16 protein-coding genes and 1 tRNA gene are annotated in these 23492 nt (G+C 35.0%); 9 read left to right on the top strand and 8 right to left on the bottom strand.

Annotation, left to right across the window (positions count from 1 at the left end):
* The first annotated feature begins 40 nt into the window (after window positions 1-40).
* On the top strand, window positions 41-220 hold the full coding sequence (locus tag ACFIK6_RS05400) for a DUF1508 domain-containing protein (RefSeq protein WP_142416545.1): 180 nt from the start codon (window positions 41-43) through the stop codon (window positions 218-220).
* Between the two features lie 738 nt (window positions 221-958).
* Here ACFIK6_RS05400 and ACFIK6_RS05395 read toward each other — a convergent pair.
* A complete protein-coding gene (locus ACFIK6_RS05395; RefSeq protein WP_375642089.1) occupies window positions 959-1270 on the bottom strand; it encodes a hypothetical protein in 312 nt (103 codons plus the stop codon).
* 1313 nt (window positions 1271-2583) lie between these two features.
* Here ACFIK6_RS05395 and ACFIK6_RS05390 point away from each other — a divergent pair.
* Window positions 2584-2898: a helix-turn-helix domain-containing protein gene (locus tag ACFIK6_RS05390; RefSeq protein ID WP_007347852.1), complete on the top strand. Its 315-nt coding sequence runs from the start codon at window positions 2584-2586 to the stop codon at window positions 2896-2898.
* Here ACFIK6_RS05390 and ACFIK6_RS05385 read toward each other — a convergent pair.
* Together ACFIK6_RS05385 and ACFIK6_RS05380 are read right to left on the bottom strand one after the other, a co-directional pair.
* On the bottom strand, window positions 2822-3004 hold the full coding sequence (locus tag ACFIK6_RS05385; RefSeq protein ID WP_273722851.1) for a hypothetical protein: 183 nt from the start codon (window positions 3002-3004) through the stop codon (window positions 2822-2824). The genes ACFIK6_RS05390 and ACFIK6_RS05385 overlap by 77 nt on opposite strands.
* Window positions 3005-4691: 1687 nt before the next feature.
* Window positions 4692-4768, bottom strand: a tRNA-Ile gene (locus ACFIK6_RS05380).
* A 170-nt stretch (window positions 4769-4938) separates the two neighbouring features.
* Here ACFIK6_RS05380 and ACFIK6_RS05375 point away from each other — a divergent pair.
* Complete coding sequence (locus ACFIK6_RS05375; protein WP_375677440.1) at window positions 4939-5682, top strand: SIMPL domain-containing protein; 744 nt, start codon at window positions 4939-4941, stop codon at window positions 5680-5682.
* A gap of 28 nt (window positions 5683-5710) precedes the next feature.
* Here ACFIK6_RS05375 and ACFIK6_RS05370 read toward each other — a convergent pair whose 3' ends face one another.
* The 3 genes from ACFIK6_RS05370 to dnaG form a co-directional block, all read right to left on the bottom strand.
* A complete protein-coding gene (locus tag ACFIK6_RS05370; protein ID WP_375677439.1) occupies window positions 5711-6172 on the bottom strand; it encodes a YcgN family cysteine cluster protein in 462 nt (153 codons plus the stop codon).
* Window positions 6173-6763: 591 nt separating this feature from the next.
* Window positions 6764-8779: an RNA polymerase sigma factor RpoD gene (rpoD, locus tag ACFIK6_RS05365; protein WP_375656829.1), complete on the bottom strand. Its 2016-nt coding sequence runs from the start codon at window positions 8777-8779 to the stop codon at window positions 6764-6766.
* A 390-nt stretch (window positions 8780-9169) separates the two neighbouring features.
* Complete coding sequence (dnaG, locus tag ACFIK6_RS05360; protein ID WP_375642086.1) at window positions 9170-11107, bottom strand: DNA primase; 1938 nt, start codon at window positions 11105-11107, stop codon at window positions 9170-9172.
* Between the two features lie 134 nt (window positions 11108-11241).
* On the opposite strand from dnaG, the gene ACFIK6_RS05355 reads away from it, so the two are divergent.
* The 4 genes from ACFIK6_RS05355 to ubiC all read left to right on the top strand — a co-directional run bounded on the left by ACFIK6_RS05355 (window position 11242) and on the right by ubiC (window position 16551).
* Entirely contained in the window at window positions 11242-12459 is a 1218-nt protein-coding gene (locus ACFIK6_RS05355; protein WP_375642085.1) for a mechanosensitive ion channel family protein, read from the top strand.
* A 62-nt stretch (window positions 12460-12521) separates the two neighbouring features.
* A complete protein-coding gene (locus ACFIK6_RS05350) occupies window positions 12522-14213 on the top strand; it encodes a Na/Pi cotransporter family protein (protein ID WP_375642084.1) in 1692 nt (563 codons plus the stop codon).
* An 863-nt stretch (window positions 14214-15076) separates the two neighbouring features.
* Window positions 15077-15328 (top strand): GlsB/YeaQ/YmgE family stress response membrane protein, encoded by a 252-nt coding sequence (locus ACFIK6_RS05345; RefSeq protein WP_375642083.1) that lies wholly within the window; start codon window positions 15077-15079, stop codon window positions 15326-15328.
* A 716-nt stretch (window positions 15329-16044) separates the two neighbouring features.
* Window positions 16045-16551, top strand: a complete 507-nt coding sequence (ubiC, locus tag ACFIK6_RS05340) for a chorismate lyase (protein WP_375642082.1) — start codon at window positions 16045-16047, stop codon at window positions 16549-16551.
* A 674-nt stretch (window positions 16552-17225) separates the two neighbouring features.
* Here the strand turns inward: ubiC and ACFIK6_RS05335 are convergent.
* Complete coding sequence (locus tag ACFIK6_RS05335; protein ID WP_375642081.1) at window positions 17226-17678, bottom strand: GatB/YqeY domain-containing protein; 453 nt, start codon at window positions 17676-17678, stop codon at window positions 17226-17228.
* Between the two features lie 257 nt (window positions 17679-17935).
* On the opposite strand from ACFIK6_RS05335, the gene carA reads away from it, so the two are divergent.
* Window positions 17936-19132, top strand: a complete 1197-nt coding sequence (gene carA, locus ACFIK6_RS05330; RefSeq protein WP_375642080.1) for a glutamine-hydrolyzing carbamoyl-phosphate synthase small subunit — start codon at window positions 17936-17938, stop codon at window positions 19130-19132.
* A gap of 869 nt (window positions 19133-20001) precedes the next feature.
* Here the strand turns inward: carA and ACFIK6_RS05325 are convergent.
* Window positions 20002-21222 (bottom strand): MFS transporter, encoded by a 1221-nt coding sequence (locus tag ACFIK6_RS05325; RefSeq protein WP_375642079.1) that lies wholly within the window; start codon window positions 21220-21222, stop codon window positions 20002-20004.
* A 653-nt stretch (window positions 21223-21875) separates the two neighbouring features.
* On the opposite strand from ACFIK6_RS05325, the gene ACFIK6_RS05320 reads away from it, so the two are divergent.
* On the top strand, window positions 21876-22712 hold the full coding sequence (locus ACFIK6_RS05320) for a DUF1460 domain-containing protein (protein ID WP_375642078.1): 837 nt from the start codon (window positions 21876-21878) through the stop codon (window positions 22710-22712).
* Window positions 22713-23492: the final 780 nt, after the last annotated feature.

Here is a 23492-nt window from a genome sequence, read left to right as displayed (position 1 = left end):
TTATCCTGAAAATTATCAGCTATTTTATGAGGTGGAAAGCATGTATTTTGAGGTGTTTCAAGGAGTTCACAATCAATGGTACTGGCGTTTAATCTCAGGAGATGCGCAAAAGATTGCTTTTTCTAGTAAAGGTTATCCAACAAAACAAGATATCCTAATCAATATTGAGCAAATCAAAGAAATTACGCATAAAGCTCTTATTAGAGAGCTCCAGTCATAACGTTTTTTACCATTAAAACAAGCGTTTATTTTATATAATGGTATGTGAGTTACTTTTATGACAAATAAAAAGTAATTGTTTTTCCCTCAAAGGGAAGGAGCTTTTGTGTTATTTCTCACACTCACAAATAACAGTCAAATTCTTTCAGATTATATGTTTATTTTCAGTCATACTCAACTCTCTATAGCATTTATTAAAAAAATCTTTTAAGTCTTGTATTTTCCATAAAAAATAAATGCACATGAAAAGAAGATAAATCATCAATGATGAAATATAATTACTCTACAAGATATTCATATCTTTTACGTTCATATTCCTCTTCTGTATCTAATAATCATAGCTGACTTAGCCATCTCATCTTCATAAAAAGCGAATATCTCTTTCTTCTATTATCATGCAATTTTTTATACCTATTAGCTGAACTATCGTAGCATTTATACCTTATATCTAAAAGGAACATGCAAAATTGTTTCTAGCAATAATATAAAATTTCTGAATTGTATAGACGCGCTTTTTAATAACCAGCATACCTATAAACTGGTTTATCATCATAAACTCTTAATTTTATGACCAACGATGCTCTGTCTTATAAACTTAAATGTTTTCATAAAATCAGAGTAAACTTGAATATTCTCTTCAGATACAATCTCTCCATCAGTACCATTAAAGTTTGTCTCTCTCATCATTCCAATCTTCCTAACACATTTCCAAGCCTTTTAATGCAAAATATGAATATAATCACTCTTTATCATCTTCAGTTTTAAGCATTTTTTGATATTTCTTTTCATTTTTTTCATATTGCTTAATTTGTTTTTTCAGTTTTTCAATTGTTTGGTCGCGTCTTTTAATCACCATACTTTGCTCTCTAATAGCTCTATCTCGTTCTTCAGTCATCTTCATAGAATCTCTTAAAAACTCATGCTTTATTCTTCTAGATTCCTCTTTTAAAACTTTCACTTGACTGCGATAATATAAAGCAAACCGAAATATAACCCCACTGCACAACAAAACAACAACCATTGCTCCCAATAAAATTTCGTTTACACTCATTTGGATCTCCCTTAAATTGTCGCGAAAGTGATCATCTTGACCAATTTGTTTCATCCTCAATCAAAAAAAGAATACAATAAACTGCATGTTCCAAGTGTGAATAATCACTCTCGGCATTCTTATTTTCTCCATTAAAGCATTGATAAATGACGCAAAAAAATCTCTGAAAGCGGCTAAATCTACACGCTTACACCAATTATTTGCGACACACTTATTGACACAAAATACAAAAAATAAGGAACGTAAAATAAAACTGACGATGCCATGCAATCATACAAGCCTTACCCAAATCGTTCCTATCTTCCTTTTTTACGCCATGTGGGATGCGGCTATATATGAAAGTTTTTCATTATTACACAAATCTTCAGTGTCACAAAGCACAGCATTTCTGTAAAATTTTGCCTTCCCAAAAATCTTTACATCACCATAAACTAAAGCATCATTATAACTCGAGCCTTTCTACAATCACGAGTATCACCATAACATTCAATACATTGAGCATTTAAAACTTGATCAAAAAGACAGCATTAACGTAAACATATGCATCTCCACTCATATTCAAATAACGGTAAAGTTCTTATTTTTCATAAACATGCGAACTCTTACGAACAACTACACAACCATATGTTAATGCCTTGTTATCAATAACAATATCATTGTAAATACAGGCTTCATTATAAAACGCAGCATCATAAAAACACATTTATCCCCTAAGGGCATTAATCAAATGTACAATTCTCCCAAACAACCACCTTTGTGACTCAGATTACCTTCCTGTTTAATAAAATACCCAAGATCACTTTTTTGATATTTTCCAAATTTTTTTAACGCATATATACGATCTACCATCTGATAGTGATCTAATTTATTACAATAAAGGAGAAATTAGTATTTTTTGCCTATGAATTTACATTTTTTCTACAGCCATTATCCTGTCTCTTAAGGCTCTAAAGCTTCATTATATTCACACACCACCTCAACGCAGAATTTTTTTACAAATTCTGATGTTGGGGTATATCTTGATTTATAATGCTGCTACGTATACTATCACAGTGAAATCTCATAAACATACGAGTGTGTATCGCCGTTTCTGGTATACACGTTTATTTTTTCACAACCGTGGAACTAAGCAACCATTTTTTATTGATTCGAATCTGAAAGTGTATGGGGACATTTTGTTATTAGTTAAAAACAACTCTATATGCTTCATTAGCGAAGAGCTACACATGGATATTTTCACGCTCCTTGTATCATATATTCTGGATTCGCAACGCAATATTAACGCTATAGCGTAAATATGTAAAGGTCTAAAAATGACAAAGACTGAAAAAGATTGGTTCCAACGCTTAGTTGAATTGATTAAAAGTGACGGACGAACAATGATTGAAATAAGCAGAGCTGCAGGCTGTGGACAAAATTATGTCCAACAAATGATAAATGGAGGAAAGAGGCCTTCAGTAGATAAACTCATGGCTATTTTGAACACACTGGGAAATGCTAGTGCCATATATGTAATAACTGGTTTCAACATCTCCGATGAAGACTTAAAACTCATAACTTTGATTTCGTCTGGAGATAAAAAGAAGATTGAAGCCTTAAATGTTCTGTTGAATGAGCAGAACCTGTAGAATTTTCTACTCTATCCAATATCGCTTGCTTTTGAGACGTCGATAAAGACTCCCATTTCACAATAATATCAGATAAAGTTGTTTCAAATTTTTTATCATTCTTCATAGTCATACTCCATGTAGTCAAACTATATAACGCTAAAGCGTTTAAATATATCTCATACCTTAGAAAAAAATATTTGCAATAGGCAGTATGAAAGCAATTGTGTACAAACTTATTTTACAAAATCAGATGAAGTTCTATTAGCCATGTACCATGGTGAAACAACAAGCATCACGTGATCCAGACCTTCTTATGGAAATTGGTATGATCTATCAAAAACGCGAATAATGTTACGCATAACTTATGATTCGAACCAATAAAAACTAATGTGAAAATATCCCTGAAGACACTCCTGAACTCTATATAAGAGAACACGAAAAAGCTTTTTTGAAAAAATATATCACAATTTTATTCTACATAGCACCATCTATGTTTTTTAAACAATATTGCAAAGCAAGAATATAACAATGTTATAGGAATAAATTCTTATAAACAGAGCCACACTACCTAAAACTCTGTAACACGTTTATAGGAACCTCCCCTCTAAACGCACTTTGTAAATACTAATATAAGTCTCTATCATAAGCAAAAATAATACTATTAAAAAATAAAACGAATCATCACGCATAATCTTTGTACGTAAATTGTATGCAGATTTACAACAAGAGAGAAATTCCCTTATGTAAATGAAGAATTATATTTTCAAAGTGTACCTTTGAAGAAGAAGTGTACTTTCCCCAAAAAATCACCCTCTCTGCCAATAAGTTTTCATAAGAGAGAAAACTCATAACCAAGATAAAACTCTCTACACAATCAATACGAGAAAACTGTTAGCAATACAAAAAATGCTAGCTTTACCGAAATATTGCCGATCCCTTATGAAAGTAAAATCAAAAAAGACGTCTGCTCTTCAATAATAATTCGGATTACATGAAAACTCTATAATTTGAGCATTAAGAAAAAAATGCATAAAGACAGAAAACGGCATTTTAACGAATTTTCCAATATCATAGAAAGCATTTCTTACAGAATAATAAAATGCTTATTACAATAAAATCTGGATGATGCAAAGCGATAGAAGCAATCGATCAATTGATGAAATTCTTTTCACAGAACACGCCACCATCATTATGAACAATATTTCTCAAAAATCAAATAGAACTCCTCTCTTGGAAAAAAGACAATATCAACAAATGTTATCATCGTTGACCCCGTGATATATTATAATATGAACACCTATGGATCACATTCTCTTATATACAACCTTTCATCACGATAATGCTATTCGAACGTCTAAAAGACATTAACATCACTCAGAAAAAAGCAAATTTACACTAAATGTTTTTTGAGCCATTTGTTCTGAACAGATACAATCTTTAAAATTGGTCTTACTGAGATCTGTTTATTTGCAGAACAAGCATAAATAAACTTATCCAATGAAGCTCTTAGCCTTCTATTTTATGACGAACATTATACAGAAAAAGTACGAAACAGTATATGAATTAAGAAAGTAAATAGCGATGCATATCAGTTAATCCAAATGCTACAATGTTGCAAATGAGAGCACTTCTTTGATGAGACTAAAAAAAACATCCCCTCACTTTATGTTAAGCGACTGAGAAAAAGCTGCAACAAATAACGACGAAAGGATTCTAGAACAAATAGGAAAACAACTAAATAAAAAACGAAAAAAGTAGAATCTCAAAACTTTTATATAAGCTATCCATTTTTCTATTGGACATTTCCCTATTGGTGGGCCCGGAGGGACTCGAACCCCCAACCAAGCGGTTATGAGCCGCTGGCTCTAACCAATTGAGCTACAGGCCCCACATAGGTTGTTTCTCTCTAAACTAAAATGCCCTATGATACAAGAGCTGACAAAGATTATAACCCATCTTTTTCTCTTTTCTATTGGTTTTTTTTTCAGTGCCCTAATTTCTTTACAAGAACTCTTAAAAATGAGAGAATAGTTAACTGATAAATATGAAGGAATAGATATGATAGAAAAGAAAATTCAACCACTGAAGTGTTCTCTGGTTAAAACAGTTATATTAGCATTTACACTCTTAGCCACATCATTGACTGTACGTGCTTATGCTGAAGAAAATAAAATGAAAAATGCAACGATTACAGTAACTGCAATCGGAGAAAGTCAAGCCGCACCGGATATGGCAATTATTAATCTAGCCGTTGTTACCTATGACAAAACTGCCCAAAAGGCATTAGCTTCCAATAATCAGTCCATCAATGATATTATAAAAGCCTTTAAAAACAATGGCATCCAAGCAAATGATTTGCAAACATCAGGCTTATCCATTTATCAATCGACCTCTGATAAACACCATGAAAAAAAGAATAATGAAAAACTTTATCATGTTTCAAATTCTTTAACCGTGCGCATTCGTGATCTTGCCAATGCTGGTAAAATCTTTGATCAAGCGATGACACTAGGTGTTAATTCAGTTAACGGCATTACTTTTACCAACGCAGATACAAAGCCATTTTATCAAGAAGCACGTAAAAAAGCCATTACTGAAGCCATTGAAAAAGCACAAACGATAGCGCAAGCAGCCGATTTAAAATTAGGAAAAATTATTGAAATCAATGAAAAAGATGATTACTACCACCCAACACCACGCCTCATGAGTAGAGCAGCAGATGCAAGCTACGCAAATACAAATTTTGCAGGTGGCGAATTAAATTATAATGTGAGCGTCACTGTAGTCTTTGCGATCGATTAAGTCACCAACTGTTGTATAAAAAATCATATTACTGGCCTTCACATAGAAGATCAGTAATGTGATGAAGATAATCTTCCTCAGATAACAATTCGTCTTCGTAGACCTCTATCTGTCCGCGTGCAGAAATACGCGCTGTATGTACCGTCTGACAATCTCCTGATACCAATGGATGCCACCAATGAAGATCTTTTCCCTCATAAATTAATCTATAAGCACAACTTTCTGGAAGCCACCGCGCTGTTTTAACTGTCGTAATGTCTAGCGATATACAATCTGGTACAATTGATTGACGATGGGCATAATTTCGACACCTACAGGTTTCTCCATCTAAAAGGCGACAAGCAATACTGGTTGCATAAAGGTCACCCGTATCATCGTCCTCAACTTTATGGAGACAACAACGGCCACAGCCATCACAAAGGCTCTCCCACTCAGAAATGGAAATCTCTTCTAATTTTTTTACTTTCCAAAAGGGAAGTTCTCCACTCATAAACTCAGACACACCTTTTTTAATTAAGACGATCTATAAAAAATGAAACGTTTAATTTCTATAATTTTATCTATTTCTGTCTCTTAAAAAGATTTAACTCAATGTATACTTTAAATCGTTTTTTAAAATCTATCTGAATAAAAAGAGAATATTCAAAAAATAGCACATATAAATGAACATAATCTATTGAAATATCCCTTTATAAACTGACAAAAAATAAAATGCGTCACCTAAAATGATAAAAAAATTCCGCAACGAATACACATTTCTCATCAAAAAGTCCGTATGTTGCAATATAAGTTTATTCTTATTAGATCCCATTCCTTAAGAAATGAGCTTCTACACGCAAAATAATGTTTTATCTTTCATTTTTTTAATGACTACCACACCAGTCTTTGCCCTACATCTGTTATTTTCAGAAAGAGAAATACAAAATTCCAAAGCTAAGAAAAACATTAAACATCGTACACTTTCTAGATTATTCAAATTCTTCCCATATTTTTCAAGAAAGCATGCAAGTACAACGTACCAGACCTCCCCCTTCATTGAGAAGAAAAAGGGATTTATTAAAATGAACACGAATTCCTTTATTTAAGAATCGAGAAAACTGCGCAATTTTCGTGAACGACTAGGATGTTTCAATTTACGAAGTGCCTTTGCTTCAATCTGACGAATACGCTCTCTCGTAACTGAAAATTGTTGTCCTACTTCTTCCAACGTGTGATCCGTATTCATCCCTATTCCAAAACGCATCCGCAAAACACGTTCTTCCCGAGGTGTTAATGAAGCAAGAACGCGTGTTGTCGTATCTCGCAGATTAGCTTGGATAGCCGCATCAATTGGTAATAACGCATTCCTATCCTCAATAAAATCACCCAAATGGGAATCATCTTCATCACCAACAGGCGTTTCGAGTGAAATAGGTTCTTTTGCAATTTTAAGAACTTTTCGTACCTTTTCTAACGGCATAGAAAGCTTGCTAGATAATTCTTCTGGTGTTGGTTCTCGTCCAATTTCATGGAGAATCTGACGTGAAGTACGAACGATTTTATTAATTGTTTCAATCATATGAACAGGGATACGAATTGTGCGCGCCTGATCAGCAATTGAACGTGTAATAGCCTGACGAATCCACCATGTTGCATAAGTTGAAAACTTGTAGCCGCGCCGATATTCAAACTTATCCACAGCCTTCATCAAACCGATATTGCCCTCTTGAATAAGATCAAGAAACTGCAAACCACGATTAGTGTATTTTTTTGCAATTGAAATGACAAGACGCAAATTAGATTCTACCATCTCTTTTTTCGCAATGGTTGATTCGCGTTCACCTTTCTGCACCTGCATAACAATCCGACGAAATTCACCAATCGAAATAGCCGTTTCTTGCGCAAGATTTTGTATCTCACTTCGCAGTTTTTGGATTTCTTTTGCTTCACGCACCGAAAACTCTTTCCAACCAGGTGTAGGCAAAGCAGCAATATAATTCATCCAATCTGCGTCCAATTCACGTCCTTGGTATTCTTTTAAAAAATCCTCATGGCCAATGCCATAGCTATTGGCAATCCGTTTCAGCTTACCTTCATTATGAATCAATCTCTTATTGATGTCATAAAGCTGTTCAACCAAAGCTTCGATACGATTTTGGTTCAAAGAAAGAGATTTTACTGCTTGAATCAACTCACCCTTTAATTGAATATATTTCTTCTTCTGAGAAGATGTAAGGGCCCCCTCTTTACGCTCTGCCAAACTGCTTTCAACATGCTGATCTTGTAATTTTCGTAATTTCACATAGGTTTGAGCAATAAAATCCAATGTTTCCATAACTTGAGGACAAAGTTCATTTTCCATTGCAGCAAGTGATAAGTTAACATCATCATCGTCTTCATCATCATCTTCTTCAATATTTCTCTCTCCCGCGCTCTCCCCCATATTACGCATACCAGAAGACATTTTTTCTTCTTCTATCTTATTAACTTCACTTCGCTCAATAACAGGAGCCTGCTTTGCTTCTGGACCAGCATAAGTCGTTTCAAGATCAATAATTTCACGCAGAAGAATACGCTGTTCTTTTAACTCGTCACGCCAGATAATAAGAGCCTGAAAAGTCAAAGGACTCTCACAAAGTCCCGCAATCATTGTCTCACGCCCTGCTTCAATACGCTTAGCAATGGCAATTTCGCCTTCCCGCGAAAGAAGCTCAACAGCTCCCATCTCACGCAAATACATACGCACCGGATCATCCGTACGATCTGTTACTTCGCGCTTATTTGTTGTCGTTGCAATTGCGTGGCTAGAGGCTTCTACTAAATCACCACCCTCAACCGTAACTTCTTCTTCATAATTTTCAGACTCAACTTCATCCTCATCATCCACAACATTAACCCCCATCTCAGAGAACATCGCCAAGATATCTTCAATTTGTTCGGATGTAACCTCGTCAGAAGGAAGAACTGCATTGAGTTCATCCATTGTTACGTAGCCATTTTTTTTGGCAAGTTTAATCATTTTCTTGATGGCATCATCAGAAAAATCAAGAAGAGGACCATCCAAACTCGCTTGGCTTGTTACTTCTGCATTATCTTTCTGTTTAACCTTTGTTGCCATACCATAACTCCACTCGATCACTTCACAGTTTCCATGTAACCATAGCTTCCATGTGACCAGTTTTTTTGTTCTCACTAAAATCTACCAATAGTTTCTCATATATACTTCCTTTTAAGAGATTACTATTGGAAAGAATACATTTTGTATACACCTCGACATCCAGACAAACTTGACATCCAGATAAAAACGCGGGAAAACTCCAGAAGTCTCCCCGACACCTCTCAGCCCTTCTGAGATAATCTCTGCACCCTATCGTAAGAACCAATTTCCCGCTTTTCCTAAAATTTACCCGCTTTTCCTAAAATTTAATTATTATCTTTATGAATATGTCACTCCACATAAACTTCCTCATCTAAAATTTAAGTGACTGATTCGCATTAAAAAAGCGAATCATTTTATCGTATCTTGTGTATTCCCGTCTATTTTTTCATCCAACCAACTTCCAAACCCTTCAATTAACGCTTCTGTTGCCTGCATCTGCTCCAGCTCATTTTTTACCTCACGAAGCAGATCAAAAACCTCACTCTTAGGATTTTCTACAAGTTGCTCTTCAATATCCTGTAACCTCTTATGTAGGTGGTGTTCTTGAAGATGCAAGTAGACAGCTTGTTTTAATATAGCGCGTGCATCTTCTATAGGTGCTCCACCAAGGATAACACGCATACCAATATTTTGCACAAGATGTTTCATACGCTCTAACAGAGCCTTTTGCCCTCTTTTTTCTAAGAACGCAACCATCGTCTCTTTGTCATGAAGTTGTTGATTCCCAAGAATTTCTAACATAGCTTGATGGAAAATTATCAATTGAGTATTTTTTAATTCTAACTCAGAAAGAATTTCAAAATTTTCATACCACAACTCAGGATAGTAAGCTAAAGTGAGTAAAATCACTGCTTCACGCAAAGGAATAGATTGCGAAGAATTTCGTACTATTTCAGAATTTGCTAATAGAGAAAAGGATTGATCTTTAAAGATCCTATTTGGTGAAGATTGATCATATCGCCCTCCCCCCCTTTTTTTCGAAAAAGAGGGACGAAAAAAATCAAAAAGGCGTTTTTTTATATCTTGCAAATAATAACGACGGACATCTTCATCCTTAATCGTAAAGATTTGTTGTTTTAGTTGTTTTTCGAGTGCTGCTCGTGTCTCTGGAGTTTCAAAATGCTTTCCATAGGTAGCTCGCCACCATAAAAGTTCACTCAAAGGAATTGCTTTTTGCAAAAAAGAAGAAAAAAGTTGTGCTCCACCAGCACAAACAATTTCATCAGGATCTTTCCCTTGTGGCAACAAAACAAAGCGTACACAAACCCCAACCTTTAAAAGAGGCAACACACGATCAGCAACACGGAAAGCAGCTTTTAAACCAGCATCATCACCATCAAAACACAAAATGGGCTCCTTTCCCATCTGCCATAAAAGCTCAATTTGCGCTTCCGTTAATGCTGTCCCTAAGGGCGCTACGACTCCTTCAAAACCAGCTTTAGTCAATGCAATGACATCCATATACCCCTCAACAACAAGGAGTGAATGAATTTTTTCATCGCCAACAAAGCGACTATTTTTGCGAGCCGCTGCCGCGTTATAAAGTATATTTCCTTTATGAAACAACGCTGTTTCAGGGCTGTTGAGATATTTTGCTCGTGTCTCTTTCTCTAATGCACGCCCTCCGAAAGCCACCACACGTCCGCGTAAATCTTCGATAGGAAACATAATGCGATTTCTAAATCGGTCATAAGAATCCGCGCTCTCTTCATGCACTGTGAGAAGTCCACATTCTTCCATTTGCTTTATTGAAATGCCCCGTGCACTCAAAGCTTCTTTCAAAGCTGTACGCCTTACCGGCGCAAAACCAATGCGGAAGCGCTCTACAAGCTCTGGTGTAACGCCACGTGCATCTAGATAACGACGTGCTTGCGTACCTCCTTTATCGCGTAAATTATATTGAAAAAAATCTGTAGCAATTTTCATCACATCATAAAGATCAGCTTTTTCCAGTTGACGTTTATGACTTTGTGAATCCAAAATGGGGAGTTTCATTCCCGCAAAATCAGCCAAACGCTCTACACTTTCTGAAAAGTGCAATCCATCAAGCTCACACAAAAAGGTAAAAATATCTCCACTTACACCACAACCAAAACAATAATAACGCCCTTTATGATCCTCACAATGAAAACTTGGCGTTTTTTCACCATGAAATGGACAACAACACCAAAAGTCTCCCCGTGAAGGCTTACTCTTTCGAGGATCAAAATCCACCCGTTGACCAATCACTGTTGAAATTGGGAGTCTCGTACGTAGTTCATTAAGGAAATCAGGCGGGAAACGCATTATCTCTCACAGAGTTTAAAAATTCTTTTTTGCATATTTAACGACTTTAGAGCATAATTCCAATACTTCCTCTTAAGCAGTTGTAAAATTTTAAACTCTCAACTGCATATATTTTTAGAAATGGAGAATAAAAAGTGATCGAATTTATTGTTCAATATCCGTGGTTAGAGGCTATTTCTTGGCTTGTTATTCTTACTATAGCTGCCCTTTTAGTGAACTTTCTAGGACGAAAATTACTCATTCACGGAGCAAAAAAACTCTCTTCTTTTCTCCCAAAAAATACAACGATCGATATTAATAATGCTATTCAATACATGGCGAATATCACTTCAGCTTTTATTCTTTCAATTGGTGTTAATTTTATACCAACATTGCCCGATGCATTTAGCACTGTCATCGGTAATGTTGCCAACGCCTTCATTATCTTTTTTGTTGTCCTGACAATTTCTTCCTGTCTCAATATCATTAACATCCTTTACGAACAACGACCAACAGCACGACTAAAACCAATAAAAGGTTATATTCAAATTGCTAAAATTGCACTTTTTGCTGTTGCAACAATTTTAATGGTCGCTACATTGATTGACCGCTCCCCTCTTATTCTCTTCTCCGGTCTTGGTGCAATGGCCGCGGTTCTCATGTTAATTTTTCAAGATACGCTTCTTTCTCTCGTTGCCGGTATTCAAATTTCATCCACTGATATGGTTCGCGTTGGTGATTGGATTGAAATTCCCAATCTCGGTGCCGATGGTGATGTTATTGAAATTGCCCTGCATACTGTTAAAGTTCAAAATTTCGACAACACCATCACCTCAGTTCCTATCCGTAAACTTGTGACAGACCCTTTTAAAAATTGGCGTGGAATGCAAGAATCGGGTGGCAGACGCATCAAACGCTCCCTTTTTATTGATCAATCAAGTATCCATTTTCTCACAGAAGAAGAACAAAAATATCTTTCCAGATTTAATTTATTAGAAAATTATTTCACGCAAAAAATAGCAGAAATTGATCAATGGAACGCCCAATTAGATAAAAATCATGATGTCTTAGCCAATACGCGCCGTTTAACCAATATTGGAACTTTTCGTGCTTATGTTTTTTCTTATCTACAACAGCATCTAAACGTCAACCCTAATATGACCTTTATGGCACGGCAATTACCTCCTACAGAAAATGGTTTACCCTTGGAAATTTATTGCTTTACGAACACCACCGTTTGGATAGACTATGAACAAATTCAAGGTGATATTTTTGATCACCTTTATTCCATTCTGCCCTGTTTTGGTCTAAAGGTTTTTCAAAACCCAAGCGGTTATGATTTTAATCAAGTACTAAAAGCAAAAACGAAATAAAAACAATAAACTTCAATTTTGAGGAAAACATCTTCTCAACAACAGAGAAAGAATAAAGTATCATGAATGGTTCATTGGTACTCCTTCATCTTGCCGGCGCTATTTCTTTACTTCTCTGGGCCACACGCATGGTGCGCACAGGAATTGAACGCGCCTATGGTGACAGGCTTAAATATAAAATGTACCACGTCATTTCAAAACCATTGTTTGCTGTAAGTTTTGGGCTTTTTACAGCAATGATTTTACAAAGCTCTACAGCAATAACGCTCCTCGTTGGTTCTTTCGTTGAATCTGGTTTTGTCTCTGGAGTAGCGGGACTTATGGCTGTACGTGGAGGAGAATTAGGATCAGCAATCGTTGTAAAAATTCTCACCTATGACCTTACTCTTGTTGTGCCCCTTTGTCTTTTAATTGGCACTTGTATCTTCATGACAACAGAAAAACGTGAATGGCGTCAAATAGGACGTATTGTCATCGGTATTGGTCTTTTGATTTTATCTTTAGAGATGATAAGTACAGCGACAGAACCTTTACGTGAAAGCGAAATTTTGCCTAGCATCATTCGTTATCTTTCAACCGATCCTGTTTCCACTTTTTTGTTGGCTGCTGGCTTAACCTACCTCTTACATTCATCCATTGCAGGAATTATTTTGCTGGTCAATTTTGCCAATTACGATCTTATTCATACGCAACTCTGTGTTGTCATGGTTCTTGGTGTCAACTTTGGCTCTTCTCTTATAGCACCACTTTTAACGCGCAACGCCCCTCCTAATACCCGCCTCGTTCCCTTAGGAAATTTACTCATGCGTGGGGCAGGGTCAATCCTTGTACTTATCTTATTTCTCTCCTTTCACCCTCCCATCACATGGCTTGGCAATAACGCCCCTACTCAAGTGATCAACGCCCACATTATTTTTAATGTTTTCATTCTCCTTGCTGGAATACCGCTTTCAAAATGGGTTTTAAAATTAACCTCTCAAATTGTTCATATAAGTGCAAAAAAAACGCAACCCGATAAAACACTCAATTTATCGGATCAAACAGCTCTTGATGACAGTGTTCTTGAACACCCCTCTCTCGCTCTCTCGAATGTCATGCGTGAAGTCATTCATATTTGTGATCTTGTAGACATCATGCTAGAAAAAATCATGGGACTTTATGAAAATCCTGATCCCAATATTATTCGTGAACTCAACCAACTCAACACCATATTGGACAAAAAACATACCGCCATCAAACTTTATCTTGCACGATTAGCGGGACAAAAATTATCTGATGAAGAAGCTCTTCAAACGCAAGAACTTCTAAGCGCCTGTATAAAATTAGACCAAGCAGGCGATATCATTATTCATAATATGCTGATGCTGGTTAAAAAGAAACAACAAAAAGGTTTACAGTTCAGCAGCGAGGGCTGGAGTGATCTTCTTCGTTTCCACGCCATTGTACTAGCCAACGCCCATATAGCATTTAACGTTCTCGTCTCACGTGATACACATACTGCACACCTATTGGTACAAAAAAAAGATCAACTACGAAACTTAGAAAAAGAGATGAGTTTAAAACATTTTAAACGTCTGCGTGAAGGGGATCTCAAAAATGTAGAATCGTCCAGTCTTCATCTCGACACTGTCCGCGACCTCAAACAAATCAACTCTCTTTTGACCTCAATGATCTACCCCATTTTAGAAGAACAGGGACTTCTTCAAAGTTCTCGCCTACGCAACCCTGCTGAAGAACAAACAGAAAAACCTTAAACTTTTCAAATAACTTGAATAAGAAACACATCACATCGATTGTTCAATTTTGAATAAGGTCAAGCTATTTATTTAATCAAAATATTTTATTATTTGACAATTTAAATGAGCTTTCTTCATCGTAAATTTCTTTCATTTAAAATCTATTCATGATGAATTACTCAAAGTCATTTGCTTGCACATTACAAACAAAGCAGCATGTAAAATAGAACTCTTGAAGAAAGACGTAAAAATGCCTAACCACCCCAAAGCCAAGACTGTTAAACACATAAAGAGAAAGTCAAGAGTATAATGGTTTCAACCTAAACTCGCCTTGTAAAAAGAGAATTGCCCCACAGTAGCAGCAAAAACAGAAATGCTCTATAAGGAATGCAAAACCCCACAAAAATGCAACGTTTATATCAAGATTGGTAGAGGTTCAACCTATACAAGCATTCTATAACGTGTCAACAAAACAGTTTTAATTTCATTTCAACCATCATTGATATCAATTGTCAAACTCCAAACTTTTAAATATCCATTTTACTTATTGCTTTAACCACAATTGTTTTTTTTACTTAAGAGAGAGGTTAAAAAAGCATATAAATAAAGTTTATGACTTCTTAAAATACTTTCACTAATATTTTCTTCTTTTATTCATATTTCTCAATTAAGTAATTTATTTATACATTGAAATATATTATATAGTTATACTTATTAAGTATTATTGTGATGTAAATGTGGAATATTATTTTAATATAAAGGAAAGTAATAAATAAGATCTCTAACAGAAATATCCTTTCCACTGGATAAAAAAGGGATAAATCTTGATTTTTACAAAGTTTACTCTAGTTACAATTTAAATTCAGGCAAAGGAGGGTATCATGGAAAATGCAAACATCGGTTGGATTGCAGCTATTATTATCGGCGGGATTGCAGGTTGGGCTGCACAGTATATTATGAAAAGCCAAACAGGGATATTATTAAATATTATCTTAGGGATTATTGGCGCTGCGCTAGCAAGCTTTCTTTTTAGTCTTTTAGGTGTAAGTTTTGCTGGTTGGGTTGGCTATCTTATTTCAGGTTTTATAGGAGCCTGTATTCTTATATGGATAGGACAAAAAATTCGATCATAGAACATTTGTTTTTTACACCTTTTGGAATTCAATAAAAAACTGGGAAACAACTAGCAAAGTTTGAAATATTTCCTGTAACTCGTTGTTACCACTTTTGATATGATGGTGAGATGCTTAAGCTGCGATTTTGGGCATACACTATCACCGTATTTTAAAACGAAATGCAGTAAAGACCTTTATAACGCACCATTTCATACCTATATAAACTTACACATATCAGGAGAGATATGTTGCGTTATTTTAACGAAATACGAACTTATTTTTGTACCAAGTGTGCAAATCCAGCTCATCTCACTGTAGTAACAATCCATAAGGTTACAAAATCACTAACGATGATTAAAGTTCCACTGCATAACACTTAATGCCTATACGCCCCATCAACATTACTCTTTTTACCAAAAACTCGAAGAACTCTTTTGCATTCGTAAGAAATAAAGAGAGAAGGTAAGCACAACGTGATAAAGAAAATTCCGTATTGTATTGTGTGAAAGCGCCTTGGACAAAACATAATACCTTATTTTTCTTGTTTAATGAAAATGATCCTATAATATATATTTCCCGCATATCTTCTTTTAAAGATCTTTGCTTTCGACTTTCCCTTTGATATCTTCCTGTTAAAATCTGCTGCTTTTATACTCCTTGTATTACAATAGAGCTATCTATTTAGTTCACCCAACACAACATATGGAATAAGACTTTAAATGTGGAGTAAAATGATGTCTGATCTTGAAGATTCCATCTTACCACCTCTACAGTGGCTCTCTGATCAAAATCCTCCAATACCAGAAAACATTCGCGATTGGCTCATGGAATCGGGCTCAATGACGCTTCGATTAAAGAAATATTGTACCTTCCTCCAAGTTCAACCACAACGCGAATGTTTTATTACGCGAGATAAATTAACAGACGAAGCAGCGCATCTCCCCGAAAGTGCGCGTTATTGGCTGCGTGAAATCATATTGATGGGAGATAATAAACCTTGGCTCCTTGGACGCACTGTCATTCCACAAGAAACCCTCCTACACAATCAAGCCTTGATGCATTTGGGAACTGTACCTCTAGGACATTATTTATTTAACAATGACAAATTAACGCGCGATTACATTCATATTGGTCAACAAGGTGCGCTATGGGCACGCCGTTCCCGTTTGCGGTTAACGGGTAAGCCATTGTTGCTAACTGAACTATTTTTAACGGATTCACCACTGTATCCCCACAAATAAAGGTTACTCATTTATTCTGCATAATTTATAGATTTTATATAGCTTATAAGGGATTTAATCAGAGAAAAGAATTTCAAAATCATCTCAAAACACAATACAAACAAAGAATTCTTTTCAAAATATCTTTTTATTTCATCAACTCAGCTAAAAAATGTCTCCCATAGAAAAAACGTTTTAAAGTTCTGATTTTCTTATCATTAAAACCAGCGCTTGAATTAAGAAGATACATACTATATTGATAAAACCATCTACGTTTAAATTTCTTGCTGAATAATCACCCCTCTAAAAATACAGCAACGCTTTATCAAACAAATGCTTTGCAACAGCAAAAAGACAACAACACACTCCTCCAAAATTGGAAATCTGTATCAATTAGCTAATCATTTTATTTTAAAATTTTTAACAGTGCAGACAATAGATCTTTTTTAAAAAGTAGAAACTCTATAATTTTTTTGTTTTGTTAATGATCTAACAGCTTTGAAGAACAGAAAAATATAATACATAAAAGATGTTTTATTACTCTATGAGTTCCAAAAAGATTCGTTTATTTCAAAAAATTACTTTTTTATAATAGTATGTATGTACAAGATAAATGACATTTATCAACATCCTACTGTCTTACAAAGGCGACGTACAATAAAAAATATTTTCCACTCCCCTTGAATTAATAAGATCTATTGCAATTTCTTACGAAGACTATTGCACACTTTAGAAAAATTCATTTGCCCCGCATATCGTTCTTTAAGCCATACTATCACCTTACCGATATCACGTAATTTTTCAGCCTTTGTTTGTGCCAAAGCTTCACAAAGAACCTTTTCTACTTCCATCTCCTTAAGTTGATAGGGAAGAAACTCACGAATAACTTCTATTTCTGCTTGTCCTCTCTCTGCCAATTCCAAGCAACCCGACTCTTTATAGACTCGTATCAATTCTTCACGCTGTCGAAGCATTTTAGTGAAAACAGATTGTATCTGCTGATCATCCACTTCTAGCTTCCCTTCATCATAATAAAGAATATCACGATCCCTCACTGCAGCATTCATTAAACGAAGTGTAGCAAGACGCGCACTATCTTGCGCTTTCAAAGCAGCCCGAAGAGCCCCATCAATCTGGTTACGCAACATAAATTTATCCAATTTTGTTCAAGAAGAAAATGCCTTTTAACCAATCTTTATCCATCTTGCAATGGAGAATAAAAAATAATTAAGGACTCGATCTTCGAAAAACTAAAACAAGACTTTACCTCTTCATGGAATATACTTATACTGCCTATTTCAAGCGAAACGTTACCAGAATAATATACACAGCATCTGTTAAAGATATGGTTTTTGTGTAAAGTTGATCATTATACCTTTCAGAGAATAAATTGTGGATACATACTATGATACAAACGACTTCACCTAGCCACCCTTGGACGATCAAAAAACCTACAGCCCTTTTAGTCTTAGCTGATGGAACCATTATTGAAGGCAAAGGAGCAGGTGCTACAGGCATTGCTGAAGCTGAAGTGTGCTTTAACACCGCCATCACAGGCTATGAAGAAATCCTCACAGACCCGTCATACACACAACAAATCGTTAATTTTACTTTTCCTCATATAGGAAATGTAGGGGCAAATAGTGAAGATATTGAAGCTCTCACTCCTCTCAATTGTCATGGTGCTGTTGGCGCTATTTTCAAGGCAGACATTACAAATCCCTCAAATTATCGTGCCAATGAAAATCTTCATCAATGGCTTAAAACGCGTAAAATTATTGCACTTTGTGGTATTGATACACGTGCGCTCACAATTCTTATTCGTGAAAAAGGTGCGCAAAATGCTGTCATTGCACATGATTCTAATGGAAATTTTGATATTCCTTCTTTAAAGAAACGTGCGCAAAAATGGCACGGTCTCATCAATCTTGACCTTACGAAAGACGTGACATCCCAAACATCAATGCAATGGGATGAAAAACCATGGAGTTGGAATAAAGGATATGGTACAAACAATGTGCACAATCTTCATATCATTGCAATTGACTATGGTATTAAACGCAATATTCTTCGCCTTATGGCAACACAAAAAGCACGCATTACTGTTGTGCCTGCCCACACAACTGCAAAAGAAATTCTAGCAATGAACCCTGATGGCGTTTTTCTTTCTAATGGACCAGGAGACCCCGCAGCTACCGCTCAATATGCCATTCCAATAATCAAAACATTAATTGATCATAATTTACCAATTTTTGGAATATGTCTTGGTCATCAACTTCTCGCTCTTACGGTTGGTGCAAAAACCGTGAAAATGCACCAAGGACATCATGGTGCCAACCACCCAGTTAAAGACCTTAACAGTGGAAAAGTTGAGATTGTATCGATGAATCACGGTTTTGCTGTAGATGCAACCACTTTACCCCAACATGTTCAAGAAACACATATTTCTCTCTTTGATGGTTCAAACTGTGGTATCCGAATCATTGGAAAACCAGTTTTTTCTGTTCAATATCACCCTGAAGCTTCTCCTGGACCACAAGATAGCCACTATCTCTTTCAGCATTTCTGTGATCTCATTATGAATTATAAAAAAATATCTTAAAATAAAATGTCCCCCCTTCTAGCTTCTCTCCTTTAAATTATATCATCTTCCTACGCAAAAACTATATTATTTTTATACACACAACTTATTGAATAAGTGTTATTATTTATCATTTTGCAACTAAAATGAGAGAACTGAATAGCTTAAATTTTCTCATTCCTCTCCTCTTAAGGTCGTATCCATCAACATCATTGGCTTCTCCCTCCAAGCAAGATAAGTGTGTCGATAAAAACCATTTTTAAAAAGAGTAAAGTGTCTAACCTTCAAATAAGTATTGGATTCACAATACAATTCTAAGCATTCTATTTTGCATGAAAAGCATAATTCCTATTAAAGAATAAAAAAATTAAAGTGTGAGACAATGCAACAAATCTCTACTTTTTAAAAGATATTGCTTTAGATGGTTTTGAAAGGTGTAAAGCCGAATAAAAAAGTGATGTCAAAACAGGAAACGGCTTTTCAATTTTACAACTTTATATTCTTCCAAAATGAGGTTTTCTTTCGATTCCAGAAGTGATGCAAACAAATATACGCAATATTTTACTTCCAATTTGCCATATAAAATTTGGAATTGTTCATACAGTACTGATACATCTAACGCAGATACGTTTTAATCTTTGTTTTCAATATGCTGCTGCATTAGCACTGGATATTAATTTGCAAGCAATAGAAAAAATACGGACTCTACTATACAAACAATATCACAAAATAAAAAAATTATTTGCACTAAATGAGAAGAATATATCGATATTTTATACAACACTTTGTGAAACAAATATCACAAAAAACTTTCTGCCTATAAAATGATACATTTTGTTTATCTTGTGCATTCTCTAGCAAAATAGTATGTACCAGCCCCTTTCAACAAACTAACGTACCCGCAAGGCAAAAATAACTGTTGCAACGACAAGAAGAAAAAAGCCTCCAACAAAAGGAGCACCCGAAAAATAAAACAGTGCATTTTTATCTGTAAAACATTCAAAAAGAAACACATAAAAAACAGAACCAAATGTTAAACTTAACGAAATAACAGATGTCATCGCTCCTTGCAGTTCTCCTTGTACATTTGTCGGTACCTGCGCTGAAGCAATAGCACGTATAGGTGCATGAACAAGATATTCAAGCATTGTACACGCACAAACCATATAAACCATCCACCCCTGCGTCGCGAATGTATAGCCCAACATAGCAACAGAAGCAAACAAAAGCCCCACTATAACAATATGCCAATCACTCCATCGTTTAGAAAAATAAGGCAAAATGAGAGCGACTACAATAAATTGGCCTATCCCAAAAACACTATAGGAGAGCCCAATCGAAAAAGAACTCCAATCATAGCGTTCTTTTGCAATGAAAGCCCAAATGCTTAACCATACAGATTCCGCAAACCAATAAAGAAAAAAGACCAATAACACCCAAAGAACCATCGGGTATTGTTTCAGATGCCAAAAAGCACCTAAGGGGTTTGCCCGCTTAATATCAAAAAAGCGCCTATTCCATAGAGAAAGAGTTTCTGGAAGCATACGCCAAGCAAAAATAAAATTAATGAGTGAAAAACCAGCAGCAAAATAAAACGGTATACGCGGACCAAACTGACCTAAAAAACCACCAATAAACGATCCTAAAATAAACCCCAATGCGGATGCAACGCCTAACAGACCAAAATTACGTGTACGGGTTTTATCATCGGATATGTCCGCAAGATAAGCTGTACAAGTTGCAAAACTAGCACCACTTATCCCTGACAAAAGACGCCCGATAAATAACATAGAATAGCTCCATGCTATAGCACATATCAGATTATCAAGAGCAAAGCAGATAATAGAGACAAGCAAAATAGGACGACGACCATAACGATCAGAAAGATTGCCAATAACAGGAGCAAACAAAAACTGCATCACTGAATAAGCTGCAAGTAATTTTCCTCTTTCTACAAAAGCTGTACTGACATCTTTTCCAGTTAATTGAGAAAAATATTCAGGCAAAACAGGACAAATAATTGCAATGCCAAGAATATCTAACAATAAAGTGATGAACACTAAAGTGAGCCCACGCTGAACAAATTTCGGATTGAGCATTTGGTCTTGCATAACATACACACTATTTTACGCATACAATTACTCCCCCGCTCTCTTTTAACTCCCTTTTCCTTTTAAAAGTATTCTATACCGTATACTTTTCACATATAAAATAATAACAAAGTAAAAATTTAAGTAAGAGTCAAGATAAAACTATAAAATTACGTTTTAATTTGTATATCTTTAATTGGTATATCATTGTCAAAGCATAAAAAATATTTTTCGCATTATACGAACAAAATATTTATGTGACAAACTCATGAACAAAATTTCATGAAACACAGAGTATTTTCAATAGTTTTAGAGACATTATGATGAATTTTATCAGACATCATTTCCCCCTCTCATACCACCGTTTTCAGGAATCTCAATTCCATTGGATACGTTAGATATCCTATAGCAATTGAAACCTTTTAAAAGATAAGCTCTTAAAAAAATAAGTATATTATAGAGAAAAATTCTTTAATTCTATAATTTTAGAAAATATTCATATCGCTTGCAATTTGTGTAACCTTAAAAATCATGATTTTATCTTTATATTCATTGGTACTCCTAATGATTATATGCTACCATTAAATTTAACGATGATCATGATCAGCATTTAAAAAAATAGCACTTTTAGAAATAGTTCGTCATGAATTTTTAATTCAAAAATGGTGTATAAAATGCGAAAAATATCCCTATTAATTTTCATTTTAATGTTGGTAACAGGATGTGATGTTCAGGATTCTGATTCACAAGAGAGTGTTTTAGAAAATAAAATAGAAACAGAACAAACAACCAACGTAAACTTAGATCCCTATACTCTAAATAAATTAAATGCTCTTCTCAAAAAACGTTCAGAGACAAATTATCAGGAAAAAGGGGCACTAATTGATTTTCTTTCTGAATCTTTTTTAGGGACACCTTACCAAGCAAATATGTTACATGGCTCAGAAAATACACCAGAAAAACTGATTATCGATTTTAGAGGCTTAGATTGCTTTACTTATCTAGATTATGTTGAAGCATTGCGCAAATCAACATCCCAAACAGAATTCATAAATAACGTCATAAAAACGCGTTATATTAACGGTAATGTTGATTTTTTAAATCGGAAACATTTTTTTACGGACTGGACTTATAGAGAATATAAACTCGCCACTGATATTACCGCTGAAATAAGTCCCCATGCGGTAAAAATAGAAAAATATCTCAACAAAAAAGCTGATGGTGGAAGCTATCTACCTGGGTTGCCAGTTGTGAAACGCACGATAACGTATATTCCAAGTAACTTTATTAATGAGGAGGTTATAGGTCGTTTACAATCTGGTGATTTCATTGGTATTTATACGAAACTTGCTGGATTGGACGTAACACACGTGGGCTTCTTTATCATGACAGATAAAGGGCCAATGTTAAGAAATGCTTCTTCACGAAAAGAAAACGAAAAAGTCGTTGATTCTCCTTTTATGGATTATGTTTCAAAAACACCAGGAATCATTGTTTTAAGAGCTCTTTAATAACATCATAGCGATATGAAATATCTTCTCTATTCTTAAAATAGATACTGTAGTTATTCAGGTAAATATCTAACTTCGTTCAAGCTATACGGCTACAATATATTTGTTTACAGTTTTAAGAGGAAAAAGTCGTTTTGATCTAACTTTTGTTTATAGGTATGAAAAAATCACTTTTGGAGAAATCACGGATTTGTAATCACTTTTACTGGTTAAACGATAAAGACAGGCAAAACTCTACTATAGTATCACGCGTTCCTTTCATATTCTTAACCAAGAATTATCTATAGATTACCATTAATCTGATCTTTACGAATATAGCACAAAAGACATAGACAAACGTTTGTAAAAATAAGTAAAAGCAATGCCAGATATGTTTGGTTGTTGTCTCATAAAGTATTTTATAAAACTTCGATCTATCTCTCTAATTTATTGCGTATAAATTTTTGACTTTATAGCATTGTTTTCCTTATAAAGTTTTTGCTTTTTCTTGTGTCTATAAATTTAAATAGCCCTGATATAGCAGCATTTTTATGATTAGGATGCACCAATACTGTATGCGTTATTGTAAATTTTTTGATGCCAGATTGAAATAAAAATATGAAAGCATCAATTGAAAAACAGTTTTTATCTTTAGTGTCATTCTTTAGTTCAGCTTTGCGCTTTTCTAAAGCAATAACAATAATATCCTTTAAAGAGTAGAGATATGAGCATTATTTTTTGTTTTTTCATTCTTTAATGAGTCCCCTATCTTTCATGCAATAAAGAACACTTAAAACAGAA

This window comes from Bartonella sp. AS69XJJH (genome assembly GCF_042195585.1).
In the GTDB taxonomy this organism is placed as follows: domain Bacteria; phylum Pseudomonadota; class Alphaproteobacteria; order Rhizobiales; family Rhizobiaceae; genus Bartonella.
The sequence above is the reverse complement of the archived record's forward strand: the minus strand, read 5'-3'. Positions and strand labels throughout refer to the sequence as shown.

Excerpts from the sequence above, each read along its gene's own strand:
- ACFIK6_RS05400 (WP_142416545.1), top strand. The coding sequence starts at position 41 with ATGTATTTTGAGGTGTTTCAAGGAGTTCACAATCAATGGTACTGGCGT.
- ACFIK6_RS05395 (WP_375642089.1), bottom strand. The coding sequence starts at position 1,270 with ATGAGTGTAAACGAAATTTTATTGGGAGCAATGGTTGTTGTTTTGTTG.
- ACFIK6_RS05390 (WP_007347852.1), top strand. The coding sequence starts at position 2,584 with ATGACAAAGACTGAAAAAGATTGGTTCCAACGCTTAGTTGAATTGATT.
- ACFIK6_RS05385 (WP_273722851.1), bottom strand. The coding sequence starts at position 3,004 with ATGAAGAATGATAAAAAATTTGAAACAACTTTATCTGATATTATTGTG.
- ACFIK6_RS05375 (WP_375677440.1), top strand. The coding sequence starts at position 4,939 with ATGATAGAAAAGAAAATTCAACCACTGAAGTGTTCTCTGGTTAAAACA.
- ACFIK6_RS05370 (WP_375677439.1), bottom strand. The coding sequence starts at position 6,172 with ATGAGTGGAGAACTTCCCTTTTGGAAAGTAAAAAAATTAGAAGAGATT.
- rpoD (WP_375656829.1), bottom strand. The coding sequence starts at position 8,779 with ATGGCAACAAAGGTTAAACAGAAAGATAATGCAGAAGTAACAAGCCAA.
- dnaG (WP_375642086.1), bottom strand. The coding sequence starts at position 11,107 with ATGCGTTTCCCGCCTGATTTCCTTAATGAACTACGTACGAGACTCCCA.
- ACFIK6_RS05350 (WP_375642084.1), top strand. The coding sequence starts at position 12,522 with ATGAATGGTTCATTGGTACTCCTTCATCTTGCCGGCGCTATTTCTTTA.
- ACFIK6_RS05345 (WP_375642083.1), top strand. The coding sequence starts at position 15,077 with ATGGAAAATGCAAACATCGGTTGGATTGCAGCTATTATTATCGGCGGG.
- ubiC (WP_375642082.1), top strand. The coding sequence starts at position 16,045 with ATGTCTGATCTTGAAGATTCCATCTTACCACCTCTACAGTGGCTCTCT.
- ACFIK6_RS05335 (WP_375642081.1), bottom strand. The coding sequence starts at position 17,678 with ATGTTGCGTAACCAGATTGATGGGGCTCTTCGGGCTGCTTTGAAAGCG.
- carA (WP_375642080.1), top strand. The coding sequence starts at position 17,936 with ATGATACAAACGACTTCACCTAGCCACCCTTGGACGATCAAAAAACCT.
- ACFIK6_RS05325 (WP_375642079.1), bottom strand. The coding sequence starts at position 21,222 with ATGCAAGACCAAATGCTCAATCCGAAATTTGTTCAGCGTGGGCTCACT.
- ACFIK6_RS05320 (WP_375642078.1), top strand. The coding sequence starts at position 21,876 with ATGCGAAAAATATCCCTATTAATTTTCATTTTAATGTTGGTAACAGGA.